Annotated in this window: 18 protein-coding genes and 2 pseudogenes; 4 read left to right on the plus strand and 16 right to left on the minus strand. The window is 69.2% G+C overall.

What is annotated here, in order from left to right; genetic code table 11:
• The first annotated feature begins 58 nt into the window (after window positions 1–58).
• Window positions 59–487, plus strand: coding sequence for a universal stress protein (locus tag RYH80_RS03675; protein WP_370902508.1), 429 nt, complete (start codon window positions 59–61; stop codon window positions 485–487).
• A 117-nt stretch (window positions 488–604) separates the two neighbouring features.
• Window positions 605–1,210, plus strand: coding sequence for a hypothetical protein (locus RYH80_RS03680; protein WP_370902509.1), 606 nt, complete (start codon window positions 605–607; stop codon window positions 1,208–1,210).
• A 16-nt stretch (window positions 1,211–1,226) separates the two neighbouring features.
• Here the strand turns inward: RYH80_RS03680 and RYH80_RS03685 are convergent, their stop codons facing one another.
• Window positions 1,227–2,864 (minus strand): KaiC domain-containing protein, encoded by a 1,638-nt coding sequence (locus RYH80_RS03685; protein WP_370902510.1) that lies wholly within the window; start codon window positions 2,862–2,864, stop codon window positions 1,227–1,229.
• 294 nt (window positions 2,865–3,158) lie between these two features.
• Between RYH80_RS03685 and RYH80_RS03690 the strand changes: the two genes are divergently transcribed.
• Window positions 3,159–5,339: a PAS domain-containing protein gene (locus tag RYH80_RS03690; RefSeq protein ID WP_370902511.1), complete on the plus strand. Its 2,181-nt coding sequence runs from the start codon at window positions 3,159–3,161 to the stop codon at window positions 5,337–5,339.
• A 35-nt stretch (window positions 5,340–5,374) separates the two neighbouring features.
• Here RYH80_RS03690 and RYH80_RS03695 read toward each other — a convergent pair whose 3' ends face one another.
• The 12 genes and pseudogenes from RYH80_RS03695 to RYH80_RS03750 form a co-directional block, all read right to left on the minus strand.
• Entirely contained in the window at window positions 5,375–6,055 is a 681-nt protein-coding gene (locus tag RYH80_RS03695) for a DUF7500 family protein (RefSeq protein ID WP_370902512.1), read from the minus strand.
• 143 nt (window positions 6,056–6,198) lie between these two features.
• Window positions 6,199–6,633, minus strand: a complete 435-nt coding sequence (locus tag RYH80_RS03700) for a hypothetical protein (protein WP_370902513.1) — start codon at window positions 6,631–6,633, stop codon at window positions 6,199–6,201.
• A 95-nt stretch (window positions 6,634–6,728) separates the two neighbouring features.
• Complete coding sequence (locus tag RYH80_RS03705; protein WP_370902514.1) at window positions 6,729–8,951, minus strand: ATP-dependent DNA ligase; 2,223 nt, start codon at window positions 8,949–8,951, stop codon at window positions 6,729–6,731.
• A gap of 99 nt (window positions 8,952–9,050) precedes the next feature.
• Entirely contained in the window at window positions 9,051–9,551 is a 501-nt protein-coding gene (locus tag RYH80_RS03710; protein WP_370902515.1) for a DUF6884 domain-containing protein, read from the minus strand.
• Between the two features lie 101 nt (window positions 9,552–9,652).
• Entirely contained in the window at window positions 9,653–10,294 is a 642-nt protein-coding gene (gene gfcR / locus RYH80_RS03715; RefSeq protein WP_370902516.1) for a transcriptional regulator GfcR, read from the minus strand.
• On the minus strand, window positions 10,291–11,352 hold the full coding sequence (locus RYH80_RS03720) for a glucose 1-dehydrogenase (RefSeq protein WP_370902517.1): 1,062 nt from the start codon (window positions 11,350–11,352) through the stop codon (window positions 10,291–10,293). Before RYH80_RS03720 ends, gfcR begins: the two co-directional genes overlap by 4 nt.
• A gap of 404 nt (window positions 11,353–11,756) precedes the next feature.
• A complete protein-coding gene (gene psmA, locus RYH80_RS03725) occupies window positions 11,757–12,533 on the minus strand; it encodes an archaeal proteasome endopeptidase complex subunit alpha (RefSeq protein WP_370902518.1) in 777 nt (258 codons plus the stop codon).
• Window positions 12,534–12,539: 6 nt separating this feature from the next.
• The gene (locus tag RYH80_RS03730; protein WP_370902519.1) at window positions 12,540–13,046 is read right to left on the minus strand and encodes an Rpp14/Pop5 family protein; all 507 of its coding nucleotides are present in this window, start codon (window positions 13,044–13,046) and stop codon (window positions 12,540–12,542) included.
• A gap of 94 nt (window positions 13,047–13,140) precedes the next feature.
• Window positions 13,141–13,800 (minus strand): class I SAM-dependent methyltransferase, encoded by a 660-nt coding sequence (locus tag RYH80_RS03735; RefSeq protein WP_370902520.1) that lies wholly within the window; start codon window positions 13,798–13,800, stop codon window positions 13,141–13,143.
• On the minus strand, window positions 13,781–14,467 hold the full coding sequence (locus RYH80_RS03740; protein WP_370904646.1) for an RNase P subunit p30 family protein: 687 nt from the start codon (window positions 14,465–14,467) through the stop codon (window positions 13,781–13,783). The genes RYH80_RS03735 and RYH80_RS03740 overlap by 20 nt, the downstream gene beginning before the upstream one ends.
• A gap of 157 nt (window positions 14,468–14,624) precedes the next feature.
• Complete coding sequence (gene folP / locus RYH80_RS03745; RefSeq protein ID WP_370902521.1) at window positions 14,625–17,324, minus strand: dihydropteroate synthase; 2,700 nt, start codon at window positions 17,322–17,324, stop codon at window positions 14,625–14,627.
• Between the two features lie 745 nt (window positions 17,325–18,069).
• Window positions 18,070–19,038: pseudogene (locus RYH80_RS03750) on the minus strand (WD40/YVTN/BNR-like repeat-containing protein); the annotation flags it as partial.
• 441 nt (window positions 19,039–19,479) lie between these two features.
• Between RYH80_RS03750 and RYH80_RS03755 the strand changes: the two are divergent.
• Window positions 19,480–20,718, plus strand: a complete 1,239-nt coding sequence (locus tag RYH80_RS03755) for a mandelate racemase/muconate lactonizing enzyme family protein (protein ID WP_370902522.1) — start codon at window positions 19,480–19,482, stop codon at window positions 20,716–20,718.
• Between the two features lie 7 nt (window positions 20,719–20,725).
• Here the strand turns inward: RYH80_RS03755 and RYH80_RS03760 are convergent, their stop codons facing one another.
• The 3 genes and pseudogenes from RYH80_RS03760 to RYH80_RS20130 form a co-directional block, all read right to left on the minus strand.
• On the minus strand, window positions 20,726–21,613 hold the full coding sequence (locus RYH80_RS03760) for a DUF6036 family nucleotidyltransferase (RefSeq protein WP_370902523.1): 888 nt from the start codon (window positions 21,611–21,613) through the stop codon (window positions 20,726–20,728).
• Between the two features lie 13 nt (window positions 21,614–21,626).
• Window positions 21,627–22,547: a hypothetical protein gene (locus tag RYH80_RS03765; protein ID WP_370902524.1), complete on the minus strand. Its 921-nt coding sequence runs from the start codon at window positions 22,545–22,547 to the stop codon at window positions 21,627–21,629.
• A gap of 30 nt (window positions 22,548–22,577) precedes the next feature.
• Window positions 22,578–22,715 (minus strand): annotated as a pseudogene (locus RYH80_RS20130) (hypothetical protein); the annotation flags it as partial.
• Window positions 22,716–22,847: the final 132 nt, after the last annotated feature.

Genomic DNA, 22,847 nt, shown 5'->3' on the forward strand with positions numbered 1-22,847 from the left:
CGGTCTCCGGCGACGTGACCCCGTCGTCGTTTTGACCCCCGGCGACGTAGCGCCACTCATGGCGGACTCGGTACTGGTGGGGTACGACGGCACCGAGCAGTCGCGCGCGGCGTTGACGTACGCCGCCGACGAGTGGCCGGACGCGCGCCTCACGCTGTTGTACGTCGTCGATCCGACCAGCGACGGCTACAGAGCGAGTTCCTCCGTGCCGACCGCGGCCGAGGAGTGGTACGAGCGCCGACGGGCGGACGCCGAGGAGACCCTGGCCGACGGTGTCGACGAGATTCGCGACCGCGTCGCGCGTGTCGACACGGACACCGCCGTCGGCGAGCCGGCGACGACCGTCGTCGAGTACGCCCGCGACCACGAGGTCGACCACGTCGTCGTCGGGAGTCACGGCCGGACCGGCGTCTCGCGGCTCCTGCTCGGGAGCGACGCGGAGACGATCGTCCGGAACTCCCCCGTCCCGGTGACGGTCGTCCGGTGACCCGACCGAGCGTCGGCACGGCCGCCGGGTCGTAGGGCGCCAGTGTCGCGACCGACCACTCTCAGTCGCGAGAGTCGGAGGGGGACGTTTTTCAGTGCCCGTCGTCGTCGGGTGAGTATGCGACACGGCAGGGTACTGGTCGCGGCGCTCGTCTGTCTCGCACTGGTCGGCACGGTCGTCCCTGGGGCGACTGGACAGGAGTCGACTGCGACGGAGACGGCCGTCGGAGCCGGTCCGTGTGAGTCGACCGACGCCGGACACCTCTGTCTCGCGGCCGCGAGCGTCGGGTCGAACGTCGTCGAACTCGGCGAGTCGACGGAGATCTCGTACACCGTCGAGAACCGCGGCGACGACGTGACGGCCGCCAGGGTCCAGTTGACGATCGCCGGGCCGAACAACGAGACGCGTTCGTTGATCCTCGAAGAGGGCACGACGTTGACACCCGGCGAGTCCACGTCTGGGGCGCTCTCGCTGACCGGCGACACGGTCGGACTCCACGCGCTCCAGTTCCGCGTGGTCACGCCCGACGGTACGTACCGGTTCGACGAGTCCGAGCCACTCACCGTCGACGTGGTCGAAGACCGCACCCGGCTCGGCGGCGACCTCGACGCACCCGACTTCGCGCTGCTCGCGCTGGTAGCGACACTGACGATCGCCGGCGTGCTCGGGCTCCGGATCTACCGCCAGCGACGGCGGCGCGGCGACCGCCCGGACTCGGAGTGAACACACGCGCTCGAACTCAGAAGATGTTCGCCTGGCGGTAGACGGAGAGCCCGTCGTCGGTGATGTCGTACGGCTTCGTCTCGCGGGAGTGGTTCGCGTCGCGGATCTTCTGGATCTCGACGGCGAGTCGCGTCTCCTGGAAGTCGTTCGGGCGGACGTACTGCAGGACGAACACCGCGTCGACGAGGTACTCGACGAGTCCGTGCCGGGACTGGTAGGAGTTGTCGGCGCTCGCCTCCGAGGTGAGCATCGTCGTCACGCCGGCCCGCTTCAGCGAGCGGGCGAAGTCGAACACCTCCGAGCGACGCTTCGCCGGGTGGTCGTACATCATCTCTAGCAGCGACACGGAGTCCAACACGAGTCTGTCCGCGCCGAAGTCGTTGACGAGCCGCGAGATGTCCCCGCGGATCGAGTCGAGACTGTTCGCCATCTCGATCGGGTCCATCGCCACGACCACCAACTGGTCGTTCTCGACGTACTCCTCGAACGACCAGCCCTTCTCCTCGGCCGTCGAGACGATCGCCTCCTCCGTCTCCTCGAGCGTGATGTAGACGCCGCTGCCGCCGTTCGACATCGCCTGCTCGAGGAACTGGAGTCCGAAGGTGGTCTTTCCGGTCCCGGCGCTCCCGATCACCGTCATCAGCGACCGGACCGGCACGCCGCCGAGGATCATGTCGTCCAACCCCTCGATCCCGACGTCGAGGCGCTCGATCTCCGACTCGAAGTTCTCCTCGTCGAACTCCGAGCCGCTGCCGCCGCCGCCACCACCCATCCCGCCGCCCATGCCGCCACCCATCGCGTCCGCGAAGTCCTCGCCGAACGGGTCGTCGCCCGGACCTCCACCACCACCCTGTGCGCCGCCGAACGGGTCGTCCGTCTCGCTGCCGCCACCACCGCCGAAGGGATCGTCTGCCTCTGCAGCGCCACCACCACCGCCGAAGGGGTCGTCTTCCGTGCCGTCGTCGCCGAAGGGATCGTCCGTCTCCGCGGCGCCACCACCGCCGCCGAAGGGGTCGTCTTCCGTGCCGTCGTCGCCGAAGGGATCGTCCGTCTCCGCGGCGCCGTCACCGCCGCCGAAGGGGTCGTCCGAGTCGGTCTCGGCGTTCGTGCCCTCTCCGGCCGAGGCGGAGCCGTCGGCGGATGTCCCCGAGTCGGCGGCATCCGACTCCGCGCCGACACCGCTACCGTCGAACGGGTCGCCGCCGCCGTCCTCTCCGCCGCCGAACGGGTCCTCGGTCTCGCCGTCTCCGCCGCCGAACGGATCCTCGTCACCGCTCTCCTCGCCGCCGAACGGGTCGTCGTTCCCCGTCGGCCCGTCCGAGTCGTCTCCGACCGCGGCGTCGCCCGCAGTTCCAGCCCCTCCCGCACCGGCGTCGACCCCGTCGACGGTGTCGGCCACGCTGTCGGCACCGAACGGATCACTGTCGGGGGCTGTCCCGTCGAACGGCTTCGAGTCCGTCGCGTCGCTCCCCCCCGAGGTGTCTCCCTCCGCACTCTCGGCAGACGCTCCGGCGTCGTCCGACGCTCCGGACGACGCCGTCGACTCCGTCGAGTCTCGGTCGACGGCCGCCTCACTCTCGTCGTTCGCGTCGCTCTCGTCGTCATCCCTGAGCGCCTTCTCGAACCAGTCCTCCTCCTCGGTCTCGCCGCTCACGGGTCGTCCACCTCGCTCGAATCGGCCGACACGTCGACGAGTTGGCCGCTCATCGTTCTACGGGAAGGTGTGGCGCGTGTATCAATCTTCGGTCGGGGGTCACTCGGCAGCCACCCACTGGCTGCCGACGGGGATCACCGTACGCGGCGTCGATCGTGTCACTCCGCCCGCGAGAGCGGCGTTACCCGCCACAGACCATTTCAGTGTGGAGTTTCCAGTGTGATTCGAACGTCGGATCCTCGCGGGGCGCCCTCCGGCTCTCCACGTCCCCGCCGATCACACCCACACTCACACATGTCCGACACTGGTGACGACGATCACGGGACGGCCGAGGCGAGCCGTGACGCGACAGGTGACGCGGTCCCCGAACGAGACGGGGGTGACGAGTCGAGCGAGTTCCCCCGGAGTGACCGGTCCGACGCCACAGTCGACGACCCGTCGGCCGACCGCGGCGTCGACGACCCGTCGGCCGACCGCGGCGTCGACGACCCGCCGGGCGAGAATCTCTCTCACGAACGGGCCCGCGAGGCAGTGTACGACGCACTCGCCGCCGACGACCTGTCGTTCGCGGCCACTCGCGCCCGAGTGCTCGACGTGGGTCGGCGACTACTGGGTGTCGAGAACGGCCACGTCGAACGCGTCGACGGGGAGACCCACGAGATCGTCGCCAGCGTCGGCGGGCCGCCCGAACTACTGCCCGAGGGGGAACGACTCCCCGCCGGGAAGACGTACTGCCGGCGAACGCTCGCCAGAGACGACCCGCTGGCGGTCTCGGAGGCCTCCGCGGAGGGGTGGCTCGACGACCCAGCGTACCGCCACCACGAGTTCGAGTGTTACCTCGGCGCGACGATCACGGTCGACGGCGAGCAGTACGGGACGGTGTGTTTCCTCTCGCGGTCGGCCCGCGAGACGGCGTTCTCGACCGCCGACGAGTCGTTCGTCGAACTCGTCGCGACCTGTCTCGGACGGGCACTGGAGACGGAACGACACGAGGCGGTCGTCGACGACGAGGTCGCGACCAGAGAGCGTGCCCAGCGGCTCCGTGACGGGCTGTTCGAGGCCGCGCCGGAGGCGATCCTCGTCGTCGACGACACGGACACCGTCGTGGAGGCGAACGCGGCGGCGACCGAGTTGACCGGCTACGACGAGGCGACACTCGTCGGGCAGAACGTGATCGACCTCTGTCCGGCGGCGCCGGCGGACCACCGGACGGCACTCGACGCCGCACTCGACGCCGACGGCCAACGCACCAGCGTCGGCGACACGCGCCTCCACGTGGTCCGCGCCGACGGGAGCGAGGTGCCCGTCGCCGTGAGTGCGAGTGCGGTCACGGTCGAGGGGACGCGGTACAGACAGTTCTACCTCCACGACGTGAGCGACCGGCTGGAGCGCCGCGAGGAACTCGCCCTGAAGGATCAGGTGTTCGACGAGGTCGACGTGGGTGTCACCGTCGCGGACGCCGAACACGAGGACGCCCCGCTGGAGTACGTCAACGACGCCTTCGAGGAGATCACCGGCTACGACGCCGACGACGCCGTCGGGCTGAACTGTCGGTTCCTCCAAGGGGAGGAGACGGACGAGGACGCCGTCGCGGCGATCCGGGCGGCGCTGGCCGACGACGAGCCGATCCGGACGGAACTGCGCAACTACCGTCGCGACGGGACACCGTTCTGGAACGACCTGTCGATCACACCGATCACGGACGACGACGGGACGGTGACACACTACGCCGGGATCCAACGAGACGTGACCCGCCGCGTCCGGCGCGAGCGACTGTTCCGCGTGTTGAACCGCGTGTTGCGTCACAACCTCCGCAACGACCTGAACGTGATCCGTGGGTACGCCGAGACGATCCGAGCGGACGTGGACGACCCGCTGGAGCCGGCCGTCGACAGGGTCGTCGAGACGGCGACGGCGTTGATCGAACTCGGGGAGACCGCGCGCCGACTGGAGTCACTGGCGGGCGATCGAACGGAGCCGCGACCGGTGGCGGTCGTCGACGTGGTCGACGCGGTCGCCGAGCGACTCGACGCCGCTCACCCGGACGCGACGGTCGAGACGAGGACACGAGTCGACGCGGACGCGGAGGTGCTCGCGACCGACCGCCTCGCGGACGTGATCGCGGAGTTGGGCGAGAACGCGATCACTCACACGGCGGCCGCACCGGTCGCGTTCGAAGTCGTACCGAGCGAGGACGAGGCCGGCGTCACCGTCCGCGTCCACGACGAGGGCGACGGCATCCCCGCACAGGACCGGCGGGTGTTGACCGGTCGCCGCGAGACGAAGCTGGACCACGCGAGCAGTCTCGGCGTCTGGCTCGTGTCGTGGCTCGTCGAGGAGTTCGGCGGCGAGGTGACCGTCACCGAGTCCGCGGACGGGACGACGGTCGCCGTCCACCTCCGCGGCCCGACGGAGCGAGACTCGCCCCCCGACCGACACCGTGACATCGACCACCTCGCGGTCGACGACGAGTGACGGCACTCACCGGGGTACCGACTCACTGCAGCTACTCACCCCGCGTCGGTGTCGTCGAGTCCGAGCGACAGTCCCGTCTCGGCCAACAGCTCGCGGAGCGTCTCCTCGGTCGGCCTCTCGGCGTCGACGCGACCGGCGTACCACCTGAGGACGGTCTCCAGCGCCGCCGCGCGGTCGTTCGTCGCAGTCTGGATCGACCCGGTCGTCTCCCCGTCGCGGACGACGACCGCGAATCCGCGCCGCGCGGACAGCGCTCGCAGGTCCCGTTCCAACGCAGTCAGTGGATCGTCGGTGGGATCGGCCGTGTCGCCGCGTCCACCTCGTCCGCTGTGGGTCGGCGCGTCGTCGGGACGTTCTCCGTCACCGCTTGCGGACGACGCGTCGGTCTCGGCGCCGGTCTCGCCGACGACGCGGACGGGTGGCACGTCCGGGTCGATGGCGTCGCCGTCGGTGGAGATGACGAACTGCCCCTCGTCGGTCGTCTTGACACCGTCTCGGTCGGAGATGTCGAGGTCCGACGGGTCGAGCGCGTCCTCGTCGTCGCCGACGCTCCCGGGTTCCGCCCACGCCTGCGCCTCCGAGACGGGCGTCTCGTCGGCCGTCGCCTCGCTCTCGTGAGTCTCGGTCTCGTCCCCGACGGTGTCGGCGTCGTGACTGGCGTCGACCGGGCTCTCTTCGTCCGGAGCGTCCTCGTCACCCGGAGCGTCGTCCGTCACGAGCCGAGCGTAGAGTGGGGACGGAGTTAGTTCCACCGGGGCACGACACCGGTCGGACGGTCCGGTCGGCCGAGCCCGGTGCCGGTCGCTCGCCGGGGACGCTAGAGTGCGGAACGGCGAGACAGAGGGAGAAGGCGTCGTCGTCAGTCGTCTTCCAGCGCTTGCGCGATCCGCTGGAGCTGTCGGGTCGCGTCGCGGACCTCGTCGCGGAGCTGTCGCACCTCGCGGACGAGTTCCTCGTTACCGGGACCCTCCTCTTCTCCGCCGCCTTGGGCACCGGGCGGGCCGCCGCCCATGCCGCCCATGCCGCCGCCGCCACCCATCATGCCGCCCATCATCTGGGCGAACGGGTTGCCGCCGCCACCACCCATACCGCCACCGCCGGGACCGCCGCCCATCATCTCGCCGGGGCCGGGCGGGCCCTCACCCTCCTCGCGTTCCTGTTCGCGTCGCTCGCGGATCTCCTCGACGCGCTCGCGGAACGACTTCTCCTCGCCCTCGCTCTCGTCGGCTCCGTCGGCCCCCTCGTCGGCGGCCTGCTCGCTGGCGGTCTCAGTGTCCTCCGAGTCGTCTGCCATGTCTCCGCGTTCGCCGCGCGGTCCGAAAAGGGTTGTCTCTCGCCCGACACGTCCGTCCTCGTGCCCCGGCGGCCGCCGAGGGTCGTCGGCGGTGGTCACTGCCGGCGTGCGAGCCGGTCGAGTCGAGTCCACGTGTCGGCACCGGACGGGTCGAGGTCCTCTCTGACGCCGAGAAACCGCGGGAACCGCAACGCGTAGCCGGCGTCGTAGGCCGGCGAGATCTGGATCTCCTCGTAGCCCACCTCGAAGACGACCCGCGGCTCGACCGTCACGTCGACGCCGTCCTCGCGGACGACGTGGTCCCGGAGTCGGTCCGTCAGCGCCGCCAGTCGCTCGTCGGTGATCCCCGTCGCCACCTTCCCGACGGGTGCGTACTCGCCGTCCGGCGGAGCGGGGGCGTTCTCGTCGCCCGGCGGATTGGGGGTGTCCTCGTCGCCCGGCGGAGCGGGAGCGCCCCCGTCGCCCGGCCGGGCGGAGGGGTCCGCGTCGTCGTCGTCCTCGGCAGGCGCGTCGCCCACCCGAACGGCGACCTCGAAGGTGCCGAACTGTTCCGCGCGTCGCCCCTCGCCCCACTCGGCGCCGGTGACCACCAGGTCGAGCGTCTCCACGTCGGGTTTCCGTTTGCGCCACGCCTGCCCGCGCGATCCGGCGTCGTACGTCGAGTCGGGCCGTTTCAACATCACGCCCTCGTGCCCGGCGGCGAGCGCGTCCGCCTCGATCGCCTCGATCGCCGTGGGGTCGTCGGTCACGACGAGGTCCGCGACGCCGTGCGGGAGGACACCCCGCGCCCACCGGTGACGCTCGACGAGCGGGGCGTCGAGGAGGTCGACGGGCGGGTCGCGTCGCGTCCAGGGCGGCGCCTCGTCTGCGGTCACGCCGGGCTCCTCGTCTGCGGTCACGTCGGTCTCCTCGTCTGCGGTCGTACCGTCACCCTCGTCGAGTGCCAGCGTCGCGTCGGCGAACGGGTCGCCGACGTGGAGACAGTCGAAGACACGCAGTTCCACCGCGACCTCTTCCCGGACTCTGTCCACGTCGTGTTTCCGGCGGAAGCGACGCAACACCTGCTGGAACGGGAGCGGATCGCCGTCGTCGTCGACCGCGACCACCTCGCCGTCGAGGATCGCGGGCGCACGGAGGTGCTCGCGGACGTGGTCGACCACCTCCGGCAGCGCCGCCGTCACGTCCTCCGTGTTACGCGAGTAGACGGTCACCTCCTCGACCCCCTCGCCGTCCACACCACCCGTCGCGTGGATCTGGACGCGTGCACCGTCGAACTTCGTCTCCACCGTGACGCGCTCCCAGTCGTCGACGGCGCCCGTTACGGTCCCCGACTGTGCCAACATCGACTGCACCGGCCGGCCGACGACGAGTCCCAACTCCGAGAGTCCCGCAGGCCCCTCCTCGCGGGCCACCCGCGCGACGTGCCCGCAGTCGTTCGTCACCTGTAGGGCGTCCGCGACGAGTTCCAGCGCCGCCGCTCTGTCGAGTGGCTCCGCCGGGTCGTCGCTCGCGGCTCCCGGATCGTCGTCGCTCGCGGCTCCCGGATCGTCGTCGCTCGCGGCTCCTGGAGCGTCGTCGCTCGATCCACCCGACTCCGGATCGTCGGCGAAGGCGTCGAGCGACGCGACGCCCGGCTCCCCGGAGTCCGTGTCGCCCGCGTCGGCTGCCGTCGCGTCCGCGCTACTCTCGCCACCATCGCCACTACCACCATCACCGTCACCACCGTTTCCGTCGACCCCACCGGACACGTCCACACCCAGGAAGGCCTCGGCGACGGCGTCACGGACGGTCCCCTCGCCGACGCCGACGCGCATCTCACCCATCACCAGTCGGGCGAGGTACTTCGCCTCGGCCGGCGAGGCGCGGTTGAACAGCCCGAACAGCGTGTCGCGGCGCGTGTCGGCGCTGCCGTCACCCTCGGCTTCGGCGACCGTCTCGAACGCCGTCGCCACCTCGGCGACCGTCAGCGGGTCCGTGCCGCCACCGCCGCCGAACGCCGCCAGTCCGGTCTGTGCACCGAACTCGTAGTCGGCCGCGACCGCGCCGATCTCGCCCACCTCGGCGAGACGCGCCTCCACGTCGGCGGCAGTCACGTCGCCTGCGGCCGCACGGGCCAGCGTCTCGTGTAACAGCGCCGAGCCGACCGAGAGTGTCCGGCCGTCGTGGGCGGGGAAGACGCGCCCTTGGACGAACCGGGCCACCGTCGGGAGCGCCTCGTCGGCGTCGGCCAACAGCTCGGCGACCAGTGCCACGGTCCCCAGATCCGACGGCTCGGCCGCGATCTCGTCGACCCGTTCCGCGAACGCCGCGAACTCCATGCCTCCCGTTTCGGCACCGACAGCAAAAGCACGCGGATCCCGCTCGGGTCGGGCTCCGTGGCGTGTCGTCGGCGTCGACATCCGGACGACGCTGCGGCGCTACCCGCGGTAGGTCAACTGCGCCTGGCCGTCTGCGTTCGCGGTCTCGCGAATGTGCAGTTGCTCGGAGAGCCACTTGGACTGACGCTCGCGGTCACCCAACCCCGCGAGCGGCTCCAGCAGTTTGGCTCCCGCGGCGGCGAGGCGACTCTCCATGTTCGCGCGGCGCTTCATCACACCGCGCATCTCCACGTCGGCGTACACGACCACCGGATCGTGGTCGTTTCGACGCGTGATCCCGACGACCGCCTCGACCACGTCCATCGCCCACCGCGCCTGTTCCCCCGGCTCCCAGTCCGAGAACGTCGACGTATCCGGCGGCACCACGTCGTCGGGCTCGACCAACCCGTGGCGCGGCGTGACGACGTACACCACGTCGTTGTCGTGGCGCGCCAGCCGGAGTTTCATCTCGAAGTAGTCGCTCTGGTACTGCTCCTCGACCGGCTTCTCACCCCCGGTGGCCGCCAGCGCCTCCGCCTGGACGACCGCCAGTCTCCCCATAGGTCACCACTGAGTATCGGGTTTGATAAGTTCGGGGAATCGGTGAACCGCCGTCACTCGCGTGCCGTCGGAGTGAAGTCGCACGAACGGTGCGCGCAGCCTCACTCGCGGCCGACGCCGAGGACGGTGACGAGCGAGTAGACGGGGACACCGTCGACCTCGTCGAGTCCCTGTTTGTCGACGATGACGACGCAGGCGACCGGGTTGCCGCCGGCCTCGCGGATCGCCTCGATCGTCTCCTCGACGGTGGTGCCGGAGGTGATCGTGTCGTCGACGACGTAACAGTCCCTGCCGCGGATCGTCGCGAAGTTACGGGAGAACCCCCCGCCGCGCTCGTCGATGTCACCCTCGTCCCACTGGTGTTTCGCCGGGGCGTAGGCGGCCATGTCCGTCTGGAGGTCGCGGGCGATCGTCGTCGCCAGCGGCGTCCCCGCCTTCTCGATACCGACGGTGAGGTCGACCGCCTCACCCTGTTTCGCGAGGAGGTCCGCCATCGCGCGACCGACCTGCGTCAGCCGGTCGCTGTCGCGGCCGATGGCCGACCAGTCGACGTGGATGTCCTGCGGGCCCTCGGCGGCTGTGGTGTCGGTCTCGGCGGCGTCTCCGGGGGCAGCGTTCGACCGCTCGACCAGCCAGGAGGCCGTGTCGCGGGAGACGTTCAACTCGTCGGCGATCTCGCCCTTCGAGAGCCCGCGGTCGGCGAGCGTCTCCGCCTCGCCGATCAGGTCGTCGACGTTCTTCATACGGTCGACAGTTCGACGGCCGTCTTGATAGTGCTGTCGTCGTCCGCGAACGCCCGCTCGTAGTCGTCGAGTCCGTACACGCCCGTGACCAGATCGTCGAGCACCCACTCCGGCAGCGACGCCAGCGCGTCCACCGCGCGTCGGAAGTGGCCCGCGTTGGCGTTGACGGACCCCACCAGCGCCCGGTTGCCCAACACCAACTGCTCGTGGAACGCGCCGCCGTCCACCTCGAAGCTCCAGGATCGTGGGACACCCAGCAGCGCCGCGACGCCGTTGTGTGCCAGCGCGTGGACACACTCGATGCCGTGGCGCGCGTACCCCGTCGCCTCGTACACTAGGTCGACCGGCTCGTGCGTCTCCGCCACCGCCGACACCGACGTCTCGCGGGAGTCGACGTACGTCGCGTCCAGTGCCTCGATCAGTCGGATCGTCGGGTCCGGACGGTCCCGGCGACCCAGACAGTAGACGCGGTCGAGTCGGTCGCGCAACACCGCCAGCGTCAGGAGGCCGAGACTCCCGTTGCCGAGGACGAGCGCCGACTCCGGCGTCCAGTCGAACGACGACCGGGACGTGCGGGCGATCTCCAGCGCCTTCTCCGTCACCGAGAGCGGTTCGACGAGGAAGCCCAGTTCGGCCAACTCGCGTGGCACCTCCACAAGGAACGACGCCGGACTGGTGAAGTACTCTGCCGCGAACCCGTGTGCGCCGTCGATCCCGCGCTCGTGGTACAGCTCCGGTGGTGCCGTGTCCTCCTCACCGCGCTCGAAGTACTCGTTGCCGCCGTTCGGCGGTCGCCGCACCGTCGGCGCGACGACGGTCCCCAGCTCGAGGGCGGGATCGTTCGACGCCTCGACGACGCCGACCGCCTCGTGGCCGAGCACGAGGTGGTCCTCGCCGTCCGGGAACCCGCCGTGTTCCCCCGCGAGGATCTCCCGGTCCGTCCCGTCGATCCCGACGCGGAGCGTCCGGACGAGCGCCTCGCCCGGCCCCGGCTCCGGCCGCGGCTTCTCCACGATCGAGGCCCGGCTCTCCCCCCGCCGGAGTGCGAGCGTCTGCATACCCCTGCGGTCGACGACCGAGGTTCAAAAGGTTTATTCTCTCACGAGTTAATGTCGAGGCGCCGGTGGCACGGTCCGGTCACGCGCGCCGTGTGTGGCACCGACTCGTCGGACACGACTCGCCGCCCACACGGGGCACGCCAGTCCACCACACCGGGTCGCCACCGTACACCCGTACCCACCCACCTTCCTGTGGTCGTCGACACACAGCGACGCGGCCGTCGGTCGAGGTTCCTCGGACGGACGCCCGGTAGAGACGGTCTCGGCAGTCGTGGCTCCGGAGTGCACTCCGAGCCGAACCACGGACTTCGACCGCGGAGCGGCCGTCGCGGCGAGAAGAGAGATCGTCTGCGCCGCCCGTCACTCGGTCACTTCGCCGCTCGTGGTGAATCCGTCGGCTGCGATCACTCGGTCGACTCGTCGTCGGCGTCGGCCTCGTCGGTCTCCGCCGCGAGGTAGCCGAACTCCTCGAGGTAGTCGCCGACGGTCTCGGCGTCGTGGGTGGTGTACACCGGGTCCTCGCTCGGGATCGTCGCCAGCCCGACGCCGTCGGGCGTGAGCCCCTCGTCGCCGTTCGTCTCCGCGAGCGCACCGAACGCCAACTCGATCCCCTCCTCCAGCGTCAACTCCTCGGCGAACCCCTCCTCGAGGTACTCGCGGATGTCCTTCCGGTTCTCGCCGACGGACAGCGCCTTCCACTCGTAGGGCGTCCCGGAGGGGTCCGTCTCGAACAGGCGCGGCTCGCCGTCCTCGACGCCCGCGACGATCAGGGCGACGCCGAACGGGCGGGCGCCGCCGACCTGCGTGTACTGTTGGATGTTGTCCGTGATGCGCTTCGTCAGCGTCTCGACGCCGATGGGCTCGCCGTAGCGGAGCCGCTCGACCTGCGCCTGCTGGCGCGCGAAGTCGATCAGTTTCCGCGCGTCGGCAACGTGGCCGGCGCTCGCGATGCCGACGTGGTCGTCGGCCTTGTGGAGCTTCTCCACCGACGACGGCTCCATCAGTTCGGAGCGCGAGCGCTTGTCGGCCGCGAGGACGACCCCCTCGTCCGTCCGCACGCCGACGCTGGCCGTGCCGCGCTTGACCGCCTCGCGCGCGTACTCGACCTGGTAGAGTCGGCCGTCCGGTGAGAAGATGGTGATACCGCGGTCGTACGCCTGCTGTTGTTGTTGACCTTGCATGGGTTGTCAGGTGTCGGTCGACTCGGAGCGTTCGACAGACAGGTCCGTCTCGGCCGCCCCGACGAACCCCGTCGCGGTCGCCACGTCCGCGGTCCGCCCGCGGTCGGACACTCGCACGGAGTCGCCACGGAAGACGGCGTCTCGTTCGTCTCCCACTCCGCCGTCTGCGTGTAAATAGCTTTCCTCACAGGCCCGGATCGTCCCCGAGACACCCCGGACACGCACGCCGACCGGGTCGCCGTCGACGGCGTCGACACACGCGAGTGCCGCCCGACCCGTCTCGACCTCGTCGCGCCGGACGCGGACGATCGCCTCCGCGGCCCCCTCGACCCGTCGGAACCGCACTAGAGAGCAGTCGGCGTCCGCACTCCCGGGGTCGCCCAGCAGGTTCTGGGCGGCGTACCACAGCGCCCGCTGGAACGACTCTCTGTCGAGCCTCGCGTCCGGCCACGTCTCGATCCCCACCGCGAGGTAGCGCCACCGGGGCCGGGCGTGTTTCGGGAGGTGTTTCACGCGTCGCCCTCCCGAGGCGGTACGAATCGGGACTGCACGCCGGTCGGACTCCCGAGACGCCGGGTCACGTTCTGGGAGTCCGCGAGACGCCCAGTCACGTCTCCCGACCGCCGGAGACGACGCGCTCGGCGGTGATCACACCCACCTGGTCGTGGACGCGGTCAACCCGTGTCACGGCGTAACCGGTGTCGGTGAACGCGTCGACGAGCGTCCCGACCGTCGACGGGTCGTCGACTTCGGGGTCGTAGAACGGCTCCGCGGGGTTCGGCTCGTCGAAGAACATCACGTCGCCGAGCACGATCCGGCGCGGCCCGACGGAGTCGGACCGCGAGGGTGTCCCGCCGCCGTCCAGCGCCGCGAACGTCTCGATGGCCTCCCGCTTCTCCGCGTCGCTCAGGTGGTGGAGCGCGAAGTTCGTCGTCACGATCTGGGCGGGGCCGTCGTACTCCGGCGCCCGAAACTCTCCGTAGTCGAACGTCACGTTCTCGATCCCGCGCTCGTCGGCCTTCCGGCGCGCCTCCGCGAGCATCCCGTCGCTCACGTCGCGTCCCACCACCCGGTCGGCGTCCTCGGCGAGCGCCAGCGCGATGGCACCGGTGCCGGTCCCGAGGTCCAACACGGTGTCCGTGTGGTTCGGCGCGGCGCGGTCGATCACGAGACTGGCACACGCCTCGTACTCCTCGCTCTTCGAGTCGTCGTACTCCGGGGCCGCCTCCGAGAACCGGTCCGCGTGTTCACCGATCGTCTTCTTCATACCTCCCACGTGTGACGCCCGGAGTGATGAACGACTCGGAGCGACGCCGCCGACTCTCCCGGACGACCGCCCCCCACGCCGCGAGTCCCCGCCGGACGGCGTCCGGCTCGAACCCGACCTGCTGCCCGACGGCGACCAGCTCCCGGGGCGCGCGTAGTTGGAGGTGGCTCTCTGCGCGTGCCGAGACGACGAACGGCGCGTCGTAGTACGTCAGCAACTCGCGGAGTTTCCGCAACGCCTGGAGGTGCTGGACGCGGTCGCCGCCCGCACGCCGGAGCACCGGCCCGAGGTTCACTTCCACGTGCGTACGGTTGTCCCTGGCCGCCTTCGCGAGGACGTGGTTGAAGTCGCCGTCACCACGCATCGGCGTCGCCAACACGTCGACGCGGTCCTGTTCGACGGCGAACCGGTTCAGTTCCGGTGTCCCGCCGCGGACGATCACCACGTCGTGATCCGGCCGGAAGTTCCCCACCGCCCCGCTGGCCGACGCCGGGTCGTCCGCGTCGATCTCGACACCCGTCGCCACGTCGATCTCCGCGGTCGCTCGCAGGTCCTCGGCGCCGCTCGCCGCCGCGCGCGTCCGGACGACCACCCCGTCGAAGCCGTACTCGGCGGCGGTCGCGACGTACCGCGCGGCCGTCGTCTCTCCCTCCGGATAGGCAGTCACCGCCTCGTACGGGCCCGCCGTGGCCGTCTCGGACTCTCTCGTCTCGGACCTCGTCTCTCCCGACTCCGTCTCCTCGGGCTCCCCCGTCTCGGACTCCCCTGCCTCGGAGTCTCTCGCCTCGGACTCCCCTGCCTCGGACTCCGTCTCTCCGGACACGTCACTCACCGCCGTGGAACCGTTCTGCGAACCCGTCCGGGTCGGCCGCCGCGGCGGCGACACGCACCGCCTGGACGTTCTCGCGGGCGTCGTGGACCCGAACCAGGTCGGCGCCGTTGGCCGCCGCGACGGCCGTCCCGGCGACCGTCTCCGGGAGTGCGTCACCCGTCTCGCCGTCGACGAACTCGAACATCGACTTGTGAGAGTGGCCGATCAACACCGGACAGCCGAGCGCGTGGAACTCGTCGACGCGACCCAACAGTTCGAAGCTCTCGGCGGCCGTCTTCCCGAATCCGAGGCCGGGGTCGACGATCACGTTCTCCCGTGGGACGCCCGCCTCCTCCGCGAGCAGGACCCGCTCGCGCAACTCGGCGATCACGTCCCGCACCACGTCGTCGTACTCCACCTCCTTGTCCGGCACCACCGGCGCGTCGATGCTGTGCATCACGATCACCGGCACGTCCCGCTCGGCGGCGAGAAAGCGCATCTCCGGGTCCGCGAGCCCGGTCACGTCGTTGAGCACGTCCGCCCCGGCGTCGAGTGCCGCCTCGGCGACCGCCGGCTTGCGCGTGTCGGCCGAGACGAGCACGTCCGGCTCGGCGTCCGTGACGGCCTCGATCACGGGGACGATCCGCTCGATCTCCTCGTCGACCGGGACCGGGTCCGCGCCGGGACGGGTGCTCTCGCCGCCCACGTCGACCACGTCGACGCCCGCCGCGACCAACTCCCGTGCTCCGGCGACCGCGTCCTCGATGTCGTAGTACTCGCCGCCGTCGTGGAAGGAGTCCGGCGTGACGTTCAACACGCCCATCACCGCCGTGCCGGTCTCCCACGGGTACGACTCGGCCGCGTCGTCCGCATCGTCGCGGTCTCTCTCCGTTCGCCCAGTGCGGCCGTCGCGGTCCCCCTCCCCGAACACTGCGTCTCCGAGGTCGTCGGCCACGCCGTGGAACGCCAGCCCGCGGTCCCGGAGGGCACCACACAGTCGCCGGAACCCCGCGTGGGTGCCGGCGAGGACGACCCGCACTGTCCGACCGGGGTCGTCGAACCCGCTCGCGGCGACCGTCACGTCGGCGTCGTTCGCGGCGTCCCGGAGCGTCCGGGCGCGCTCCCCGTCCAGGCGCGTCTCGACGACCTCGTGGACCGTCTCCGCCGCCCGCCTGGTGACGGTCTCGGGTGTGGCGTGGACGCCGTCCAACACCTCGCGGGCGTCCGCGCCGTCGTCGACCTGGCGGCGTGTCACCGTCCGCGTCCACTCGGCGCGGGCGGCGGCGACACAGTACAGCGAACCGGTGAGGAGGACCAGATCCTCGGGAGCCGCGTCCGCCCTGGCCGCCGCCAGCGCCGCCACCACGGAGTCGTCGACACCCTCGCCACCGATACCGCCGTCGCCGCCAGTAGCTGCGGTGTCGTCACTCTCGTCGCCCACACCCTCGTCGGCGGCAGTTCCGTGTCCGTCTCCGCGTCCGTCGACACCCCCGTCGCCACGGTACACCGTCGCGTCCGTCTCTCGTTCGAAGACGCGAGCCAAGGCGGCGGGGTCGGCCGCTCGGGACGAGCCGGGTGTACAGGTGCGGACCGTCGCCGCCGACGGGAGCGCCGCGGCCATCTCCCCGTGATCCTTGTCGTGCATCGCTCCGAACACGACGTGACAGTCGCCGTGGTCGAACTCCGCGACGGTGTCGGCCAACGCCGCACACGCGGCCGGGTTGTGCGCGCCGTCCAACACGACTGTCGGCTCCGTCTCCACCACCTCGAACCGGCCCGGCCACGTCGCGTTCCGCAACCCACGCTGGATCGTTCCCGTGTCCGTCACGCCTAGTTGGCGGAGCAGCGCCGTCGCGACGCCCGCGTTCGTCGCCTGGTAGGCCCCCAACAGCGGCAGTCGCGCCGACAACTCCCAGTCGGCTGCGTCCAGTCCGATCCGCGACTCCTGGTGGCTCTCCCGGCCCTCGTAGCTCGTACGGATCGTGGGTCCCGCCGGCTCTGGGGTCGTGTCGGCCGAGTCGTCGCCGTCCGCGTTCCGAGTCACGTCGCTCTCGACACCAGGCCCGGCGACGGTGACCAGTTCGTCGACCGCCTCACGGAGCGTCGCCAACCCCTCGCCGCTCGCGGCGGTGACCAGCGGCGCGTCGGCGGGTGTGACCGGAGCGAAGCTACGGGCGATCTCCGGGACCGTCTCCCCGAGCACGGACGTGTGTTCGAGTGCGACGTTCGTCACGGCGGCCGCGTCCGGTTCGACGACGCTCGTCGCGTCGAGTTCTCCCCCCATCCCGGCCTCCAAGACGGCCACGTCCACGTCCGCGCGGTCGAATCGCCACAGCGCCATCGCGGTGACGACCTCGAAGAAGGTCAACGGCTCCCCGTCCGCGGCCCGCTCGACCAGCCACGGGCGGACCTCTTCGACGAACTCCGTCACGGCCGCCTCCGGGATGGGCCGCCCGTCGACGCGGATTCGCTCGCGGAGGTCCTCGAAGTGCGGCGACGTGTACAGCCCGACGCGCCGGTCCGTCTCCCGCAGGACGGACGCGACCATCCGCGCGACGCTCCCCTTCCCGTTCGACCCCGCGACCTGGACGACCGTCGGCGTCTCGTGGGGGTCGCCCAGCTCCGCCAGCAACGCCCGGACGGACGCCGTCCCCGGGTCGACCTGGAAGCGACGGAGGTCGAAGAGGAAGTTCGTCGCCTCGTCGTAGTGCATACCGACTCGTTGGCCGGCGGTCCGTAAAAAGTGACTCGTGACGGCAGGTGGATCGCGCGGCGGCCAGCCGCGCGCTGGTAGTGGATCGCGCGGCGAACGGCCACGCGCTGCCGGTGGGCCGCGAGGCACCTATCCCCGCGGCGCTCGAGCGGTCGCGAGGTGCCCACCCTCGCGTCCGCTCGTGGGGCACGAGGCGTCCTGCCTCGCGACGGTCACCGCCCCGGCACGGCGCGGCGCGGCGACCGACTCGCCGCGTGTCGACTCGTGGTCGTTACGAGTTGACGTTCGTGACCTCGAAGAAGAACGTCTCGTCGGTCCCGTCGGCGTAGGTGAGCGTCGCGCTGATGTAGTCGCCGCTCGGGCGCTCCTGAACTGGGTTCACGGTCAGAGCGACGTTGCCGTTGTCGTACTTTCCGAAGTCGAACGTCCCGGTCTCGCCGGCCGCCAGCGTCGGCGGGTTGGCGAAGCTCCGGAGCGTCGAGTCGACCGGGAAGCCCTGCTTGTCTCCGTGAACCGCGTTGCCGTCCACGGTGACCTCGGGGCCGGAGCGCTTGATCGTCTCGACCTGGACGTTCGTCTCCAGCGCCCACTGGTCGAGCGTGACGCTCTGCTCGCCGACGTTCTCCAGCGTGAAGGTGAGCGTCTTCGACCCGCTCGTCTGGGTGCTGGTGCGGCCGATCCGACCGGCATCACCCTCTTGGGAGCCACCGGACGACGGGGAGTCGGCCTCTGCGTCCGGGTTCGTCTCGACGATCGTCCCGGAGGCACCGACGGCGATGTCGTTGCCGTCCTGGTCGACGATGGCACGCAGGGTCTGGCCGTTCGGCGTCTCGTCCTCGGACCACGAGCCGTTCTCGCGGTCGTAGATGGCGCCGCTGGCGCCGGCCGCGTAGCCGTCGCCCGCGTCGACCTCCACGTCGCGGAAGGTGCGCTTCGAGATCTTGTTGCGGAACCACTTCGGCGTCCCCTCGGCGTCCGGCTCGTAGTGGTAGATCACGCCGGAGCCGGCGGCGACCCACACGTCGTCTTTCGCGTTGGAGTCGACGCCGTACAGCGACACGTCCGCGTCCGCGATGCCCGTGCGGTTCCAGGTCGTGCCGTCGCCCGTGTAGAACACCTTCGCGTTGCCGTTGACGAGGTGTCCCTTCCGGCCGTCGAAGAAGTCGATCGACTGGATCGCCGCTCCCTGTCCGACGGAGACGGAGTTCCAGGTGCCCGTCGCACCGTTCTCGAAGGAGTAGTAGACGGAGCCGGAGTCACCGGCGACGTAGACGTTCGCCTCGTCGGCGTTCCCGGTGACGGCCACGTCGTTGAAGTTGTTCGTCACGTCGTTCGGAGCGGAGTAGCTCTCCAGGTTCCCCGTCTGGACGTCGTACTCGCCGATGGCGCCGGAGGAACCGACGAACCAGAGGCGCTTGCCGTCGTCGGTCACGTCCGCGCCGTAGAGGCTGTTGCCGTTGCCCGTGGGGCCGCCGTCGACGACCTTGACCCAGCCCTGGTCCGTCCGCTCGATCACGACGCCGCCGCCACCGACGGCGAAGGCGTTCCGCGTCGTCGACTCCACGTCGTACAGCGTCGCGTCGACCGGGGACGTCGACAACTCCCACGTCGCCGACTCCGCGGTCGCGCTCCCGACGCCCAGCGCGGTCCCGCCGACTGCGGCCGCGCCCAGTTTGAGTACGCTCCGTCGCGATGTCGAGGTTCGTTCCGACATGTACCCGCAGGGTGGATGTACACAGGGGTAAGCTGTGAACCTAATTTGTTAGTCGGTGAGAGATTGCCGAGAGTCTAACAGTACAGACGGAGAGACGTGTATCGAACGGGCACGTAGGTATCGCCGGTTTCCGTCCGAGAACGACCCGAGATCGCGGCCGGGTGTGGACACGTCCCGTAGTCACACGATCTGCTGCCCGCCGCGCCGTTCCAGGTACACACGAGTGTATCGAGCGCGTGCCGTGGTGAAAGTCTCGGCAGTACGGCACGTGACACGGTGGCTCTGCTGGCGCGACACGCGCCGGCGGTGCGACACGGGGTCGTCCCGACGGGGCGACACTGGTGGTGTGGGCGAGTGGGGCTGGCCGGGCGAGGCGAGACCCGCGACCCGGGTGGCGACGGCCGACGCAAGGTTTACCCCCAGCCGAGTGAAGGTCGAGGCATGGCGAGAGACTACGAGTCGCTCCACGATCCGAACGCGGAGTACACGATGCGGGAACTCTCCGCGGAGACGATGGGTGCGACCGCGAAGCGCGGGGGCGGCCGCGACGTGGAGATCACGGACGTACAGTGTACGATGGTCGACGGGAACTTCCCGTGGACGCTCGTCCGGATCTACACGGACGCCGGGATCGTCGGGACCGGCGAGGCGTACTGGGGTGCGGGCGTGCCGGAGTTGATCGAGCGGATGACGCCGTTCCTCCGCGGGGAGAACCCGCTGGACATCGACCGGCTGTACGAGCACCTGATCCAGAAGATGTCCGGCGAGGGAACCGTCGAGGGGGTCACCGTCACCGCGATCGCCGGGATCGAGATCGCACTCCACGACCTCGCGGGGAAGATCCTCGAGGTGCCCGCCTACCAGCTGCTCGGCGGGAAGTACCGCGACGAGGTGCGCGTGTACAACGACTGTCACACCGAGGCGGAGGCGGACCCCGAGGCGTGTGCCGACGAGGCCGAGCGCGTCGTCGAGGAGTTGGGGTACGACGCCCTGAAGTTCGACCTGGACGTACCCTCGGGCCACGAGAAGGACCGCGCGAACCGCCACCTGCGACCGGGCGAGATTCGGCACAAGGCGGAGATCGTCGAGAAAGTGACCGAGCGCGTGAAGGACCGCGCGGACGTGGCGTTCGACTGTCACTGGACGTTCTCGGGCGGGAGCGCGAAGCGGCTCGCGGACGCCATCGAGGAGTACGACGTGTGGTGGCTCGAAGACCCCGTGCCGCCGGAGAACCTCGAGGTCCAAGAGGAGGTCACGAAGTCCACGACGACGCCCATCGCCGTCGGGGAGAACCGCTACCGAGTGACGGAGGAGCGACGCCTGATCGAGACCCAGGCGGTCGACATCGTCGCGCCGGACCTGCCGAAGGTCGGTGGGATGCGCGAGACGCGGAAGATAGCGGACGTGGCGAACCAGTACTACGTGCCGGTGGCGATGCACAACGTCTCTTCGCCGGTGGCGACGATGGCCTCCGCACAGGTCGGCGCGGCGATCCCCAACTCGCTGGCCGTGGAGTTCCACTCCTACGAACTCGACTGGTGGGGTGACCTCGTAGAGGAGGACGTGATCGTCGACGGCTCCGTCGAGATTCCAGAAGAACCCGGGTTGGGCGTGACGCTGGACATGGACGTGGTGGAAGCGCACATGGTCGAGGGTGAGACGTTGTTCGACCCGGCGTAGACCACGATCACGACGCGTCGTCTGCCCACGCCGTCCCCAGTTCGACCGTATTACCGTCCCGTGAGACGACGTTCTTGTCGGTCAACGAATCGAGTGCGCGGTCGACGTGTTCTGGAACTGTCGGGTTCGCTTCCACGACGTGTTCGCGGAGTCGTTCTGGCGTCGTCGACTCGACACGGAGAAGTCGCTGCACGATGTAACCCTCTGCTTCGACAGTGTCTGCAATTCGACGAACTGTCTGTTCCAACTCACTCGGCACACCGTCGAGACGTCGAAGCGTCAGTTCGAACTGAACGATCGGGTGTGGTTTGTCTTCCATCAGCCACTCGTACTCACGAGTCCCGGCGTTGAGCGGGAGTTGCGACTTGAACTCCTCGTGGATCGTCTCCCAGTCGAACGAGTTCGGATTCGCCGTGATGATGTCTCGAACGTCGCGCGTGTCGTCCGGGCGTGGTGTCATCATCTTGAACAGTGCGATGTCGACGGGGGCACACACCGACACGGTGAGTTCGTCGACGCTCAGCAGTTCGGTCGCCCGGGACTGCATCCGTTCGGAGAACTCGAGTTTCAGTGCGACTTGTCTGTCGAACAGGTCGACGTGTCCTCCGTCCTCCCGTTTCAGGACGGTCGTCGCACCGAGAGACTCGTACTCCTCTGCAACCTCCCCGTCGACACTGTACTCTGCGTCGAGCAGTGCCGCCTCGATCCGACGAAACGAATCTTCGTCGGCAGTCACGAGATCGACATCTTTGGTCGACGGCTTCGTCCCACGGAGCGTCATCGCACCACCCCCGATCAGGTACGCCTCCGCTGGGTGTTCCAGTGTCGATCCGAGTTCCTCGAACGTCTGGCGCAACTGAGATTCAGTACTGTAGTTCTCCGGTGGCTCTGTCATCTAACCCTCGATTTTACTCTTCGAATAAAGAACCATCGCCGAGGTCCCCCAATTTCTCACTGGCCGTCGAGATATCGACACCGTACTGCACCGCTGTGTCTCGAACGCGGCCCGGCGACGGGAGCAGGCTGCGAGTGAACGCAGATAGATCCACTTGACCTCTGTCTGTCGTGCCCGCGGTCTCTATCGAGGTACGTCGTCGATCGACCTCCCCCGGTTCGGTACTCGCGACGACGAGCGACGGGAGACACTCTACGATCTCGCTGACGCCGTAGTGGGTTCCGAGCTTGCGAAACCGATCCTGTGAGAACGGCTCTTCCGTGACGGCCTCCGCGAGTAACACGGCACTGTACTCTACTCGTCTGTTGTCCGCCCGACGGCAGAGCGTGTGCGCGATGACATCCATCGCGGTCAGTGTCGTCTCCTCGGAGTGTGTCGAACGGTAGTAGAGTGGTGTGGACGAACTTCGGAATTCGAGGCCCCACTGCGTGAACTGGTCTAATCCTGTCTGGGTGACTGTCCCGTCGAGAGAGTCGGCTCCGTCGAACGACGGAGCGGTGAACAACGTTTCGTGTGGTGCCGTCCAGACGACCGTCGATTCCGGCCACTCTCTCTGTATTTCGGCTGCGTGGAACACGTCAAACACACTCTGGGCGAGTGACTGTAGTGGCTCGTACTTCGGCCGGAGACGCACCCCTGTCTCTGTCTCGGTCGCAATCTGCCGTCGCCGTAGCTCTGTCAGAACCTGTCTCACACGAGCCTCTCCGACATCGGTGAACTGCGCGATCTCCGACGCTGTTCGAGGTGCTGTGAGAAACCAGAGCACCCGGAGTCGAGCCATCGTCAGAAACTCCTGAAGCCCGAGTTGTGGCACCGACTCACGCACAGCGGCAATTCTGTCGACGATGCTCGTCGGCCCCGGACGGACGGTCACTGTTCGTCCGTCCTGACTCTGCTCGACGATTCCGTGGTCCGACAGACGGGTCACGCTTCGGGAGACTGTCGACCGTGCGAGCCCGGTTCGATCTGTCAGACCCTGATACTGACGCGCTCCCGCCTCGAGACCGACGAGCACCTGTAGGTCCGACGTGACGAAGCGCACGCAAAACTCTACGAAATCCTATTATAACAGTGTTTCGTAGAGTTTTGCTGTCCCACAATCCAAATACGATAGTAGTGTCGAACAGACTGTAATAGTCGTACAAGAAATAGAGCAGTAATCTCAAACGGATCT

This window comes from Halobaculum sp. MBLA0147 (genome assembly GCF_041361345.1).
Classification (GTDB): Archaea; Halobacteriota; Halobacteria; order Halobacteriales; family Haloferacaceae; genus JAHENP01.

Coding starts and splice junctions, on each gene's coding strand:
- psmA (WP_370902518.1), bottom strand. CDS start 12,533: ATGCAAGGTCAACAACAACAGCAGGCGTACGACCGCGGTATCACCATC.
- RYH80_RS03760 (WP_370902523.1), bottom strand. CDS start 21,613: ATGACAGAGCCACCGGAGAACTACAGTACTGAATCTCAGTTGCGCCAG.
- folP (WP_370902521.1), bottom strand. CDS start 17,324: ATGCACTACGACGAGGCGACGAACTTCCTCTTCGACCTCCGTCGCTTC.
- RYH80_RS03735 (WP_370902520.1), bottom strand. CDS start 13,800: ATGAAGAAGACGATCGGTGAACACGCGGACCGGTTCTCGGAGGCGGCC.
- RYH80_RS03720 (WP_370902517.1), bottom strand. CDS start 11,352: ATGCAGACGCTCGCACTCCGGCGGGGGGAGAGCCGGGCCTCGATCGTG.
- RYH80_RS03700 (WP_370902513.1), bottom strand. CDS start 6,633: ATGGCAGACGACTCGGAGGACACTGAGACCGCCAGCGAGCAGGCCGCC.
- gfcR (WP_370902516.1), bottom strand. CDS start 10,294: ATGAAGAACGTCGACGACCTGATCGGCGAGGCGGAGACGCTCGCCGAC.
- RYH80_RS03690 (WP_370902511.1), top strand. CDS start 3,159: ATGTCCGACACTGGTGACGACGATCACGGGACGGCCGAGGCGAGCCGT.
- RYH80_RS03755 (WP_370902522.1), top strand. CDS start 19,480: ATGGCGAGAGACTACGAGTCGCTCCACGATCCGAACGCGGAGTACACG.
- RYH80_RS03675 (WP_370902508.1), top strand. CDS start 59: ATGGCGGACTCGGTACTGGTGGGGTACGACGGCACCGAGCAGTCGCGC.
- RYH80_RS03680 (WP_370902509.1), top strand. CDS start 605: ATGCGACACGGCAGGGTACTGGTCGCGGCGCTCGTCTGTCTCGCACTG.
- RYH80_RS03705 (WP_370902514.1), bottom strand. CDS start 8,951: ATGGAGTTCGCGGCGTTCGCGGAACGGGTCGACGAGATCGCGGCCGAG.
- RYH80_RS03710 (WP_370902515.1), bottom strand. CDS start 9,551: ATGGGGAGACTGGCGGTCGTCCAGGCGGAGGCGCTGGCGGCCACCGGG.